This is a genomic window from Streptomyces phyllanthi (assembly GCF_009377205.1).
GTDB classification, from domain to species: domain Bacteria; phylum Actinomycetota; class Actinomycetes; order Streptomycetales; family Streptomycetaceae; genus Streptomyces; species Streptomyces phyllanthi.
This window is the reverse complement of sequence record NZ_VJZE01000728.1, coordinates 1-2,915: the sequence shown is the minus strand read 5'-3', so window position 1 is coordinate 2,915 and position 2,915 is coordinate 1. Positions and strand designations below refer to the sequence as shown.

3 protein-coding genes are annotated in these 2,915 nt (G+C 70.6%); 1 reads left to right on the top strand and 2 read right to left on the bottom strand.

Annotated elements, in window-relative coordinates:
- The first annotated feature begins 148 nt into the window (after positions 1-148).
- A complete protein-coding gene (locus tag FNH04_RS44045; RefSeq protein ID WP_322725621.1) occupies positions 149-1,108 on the top strand; it encodes a LysR family transcriptional regulator in 960 nt (319 codons plus the stop codon).
- Here FNH04_RS44045 and FNH04_RS44040 read toward each other — a convergent pair.
- Positions 1,074-1,679 carry a MarC family protein gene (locus FNH04_RS44040; protein WP_322725620.1) on the bottom strand — a complete coding sequence of 202 codons (606 nt, stop codon included), beginning with the start codon at positions 1,677-1,679 and terminating at the stop codon, positions 1,074-1,076. The two genes, FNH04_RS44045 and FNH04_RS44040, sit on opposite strands and share 35 nt — an antisense overlap.
- Positions 1,680-1,979: 300 nt before the next feature.
- Positions 1,980-2,855, bottom strand: coding sequence for a PHP domain-containing protein (locus FNH04_RS44035; protein WP_322725619.1), 876 nt, complete (start codon positions 2,853-2,855; stop codon positions 1,980-1,982).
- Positions 2,856-2,915 lie beyond the last annotated feature (60 nt).

Genomic DNA, 2,915 nt, shown 5'->3' with positions numbered 1-2,915 from the left:
GCCCACCCCCCCGCGCTCGCACAACGTCACGTCGACCACGGACAGCAAAGCGCCCGGCGTACGCGCGGATCAAACAACCATCGCGCCCGCAGCGCACAACCAGAGGTTGTGTCCGCAGGAAAACCTCGTGCCCGTACGATGCGGCAGCGTGGATCTCGATACCGTGCGCACCTTCGTCGCGATCGCGGACACGGGCCAGTTCCAGCACGCCGCCGCGCATCTGGCGATCACCCAGCAGGCCGTCTCCAAACGCGTCGCCGCGCTGGAGAAGGACCTCGGGGTACGGCTGTTCACGCGCACCGCGCGCGGAGCCCGTCTCACCGTCGACGGACAGGCGTTCCTGCCCCATGCCCGCGCCCTGCTCCAGGCCGCGGAACGGGCAGCCGCCTCCGTACGGCCCGGTCGGCGCGCGCTGCGCGTCGACGTGATCGGCCGACGGCTCGCTCCGGCGGATCTGCTGCGCGACTTCCGTGGCGCGCACCCCGGGACCGAACTCGACGTCGTGACCCTCTTCGATGCCGACGCGGCCATCTTTGCCGTCCGGTCCGGCACGATCGACGCGTCCTTCCGCGCCGTCACCCTGCCCGCGCGGCAGCTCCCCGAGGGCATCGAGACCGTCCGGGTCCACGACGAGCCCCTCCACCTCCTCACCGGCCCGGCCCACGCCCTGGCCACCGCCCGCACGGTCACGCCCGCGGAGCTCGCAGGGCACCGGATCTGGATGCCCGGGAACGTGGCCGGTACGGAGTGGGCGACCTACTACGACGACCTCGCCGCCGCGTTCGGGTTCACCATCGAGGTGACCGGCCCCGACTTCGGAACCGAGCCGCTCCTCGACACGATCGCCGACTCCCCGATGCTGGCGACCTTCGTCGGCGAACGGACCCGCGCCCACTGGCCCGCGCACCACGACCTGCGCCGCATCCCGGTGCAGGACCCGACACCGGTCTACCCGCACTCGCTGATCTGGCATCACGACAACCCGCACCCCGCGCTCACCGCGCTCCGCACCCACCTCGCCACCGCCGGGCTCCCCCGGCCCGCCGAGCCCACCTGGGCACCCGAATGGGCTGTCAGCCCGCCTGGATCACCTGTGTCACCCCGTTGATGATCTGCTGCACGGCGATCGCGGAGAGCATCATGCCCGCGAGCCGCGTCACCAGCACCACGCCGCCGTCCTTGATGACGCGGATGATCAGCAACGAGTACCTCATCGTGAGCCACAGCACGACATGGATCGCGACGATCGCGGCCCACAGGGACACCTGGGTCGCCGTGCTGTCCGCCCGCTGAACGGCCAGGATCACCGACACGATCGCACCCGGCCCGGCGAGGAGCGGCAAGCCCAGCGGAACGAGGGCGACGTTCACGTCCTTCGTCTGCTTCGGCTCGTCGGTCTTCCCGGTCAGCAGGTCCAGCGCGATCAGCAGGAGCAGCAGCCCACCGGCGATCATCAGCGCCGGCACGGAGACATGCAGGTAGTTCAGGATCTGGTGGCCGAGAAGCCCGAAGACCGTGATCACCCCGCCGGCCACGCAGACGGCCTGGAACGCCATCCGCTTCTGCGTCCTGGCCGGACGGCCGGCGGTGAGCGCGAGGAATATCGGGGTGATCCCCGGCGGATCCATGATCACGAAGAGGGTGAGGAAGAGGGAACCGAAGGCGGCGACATCGAACACAGTGGTGCCTCGAGGAGGTGAGGTGGGGAACGGACGAGGTACCGGCCGCGAGGCAGGACCGCAGGCGGGTGACCACAGCACCAGAACGGGAGCTGGAGCTGGAGCTGGAGCTGGAACAGCTCAGCGGGACGGACGGGCGCTCGTCAACAGGTCGAGTTCAGACGGGATCAGGCTGGGCGCCTGCGGATGGGCCAGGCTCACACGCGGACCGGCCGAGTCCCTACGGCATGCGGCGAACGCATACGGAACCCGGCGAACCCGTACGGAACCCGTACGAAACTTGGCGAACCCGTAACGGGCTCAGGCGTGCCCGGGCGCCGTGGCCCCGCCCGTCCCCGGTACGGGAAACGCCCCGGTGGCCCGTCGCGTGATCTCCCCGTACACCTCGGGATCCGTCGTGTACTCCCCGAGCACGCAGGTCTTGCGGCTGCCGTGGTAGTCCGAGGAGCCCGTGGTGAGCAGCCCCAGCTCCTTCGCGAGCCCTCGCAGCCGCTCCCTGGTCTCCGGCTCGTGGTCCATGTGGTCGACCTCGATACCGTCGAGACCGGCGGCGGCCATTTCCGCGATCGCGGCCTCGGGCACGGTCCGGCCCCGCTTGGCGGCGCCCGGGTGAGCGAAGACGGCGACGCCGCCCGCGCCCTTGATCAGCCGGATGGCCTCGAAGGGGTCGGTCTCGTGCTTCTCGACGAAGGCCCGGCCCCCGTCGGCCAGCCAGTCGGCGGTGAAGGCGTCACCGACGGTCGGTACGACACCGAGTTCGACGAGGGCGGTGGCGACGTGCGGGCGCCCCACAGAGCCGTCCCCGGCGATCCGCGCGACCTGCTCCCAGGTCACGGGCACACCCAGCTTGTTGAGCTTGGCGATCATGCCCCGGGCCCGCGGCACCCGGTCGTCCCGGACTAGCTCGCGCTCGGCGAGCAGATCGGGCTCCTCGGGATCGAAGAGGTACGCCAGCATGTGCATGCTCACACCGTCGATACGGCAGGAGAGCTCGGCACCGGTGACCAGCGTGAGTCCCTCGGGCAGCGCGGCGATCGCCTCGGCATACCCGCGGGTGGTGTCGTGGTCGGTCAGCGCGACGACGTCCAGCCCGGCGGCGGCCGCGTTCCGCACCAGCTCGCCCGGGGTGTCCGTACCGTCGGAAGCCGTGGAGTGACAGTGCAGATCGATACGCACGACACGGGCTCCAGGACTGACGGACCGAAAGGGACCGCCCCAGCATAACCGCCCCTCACC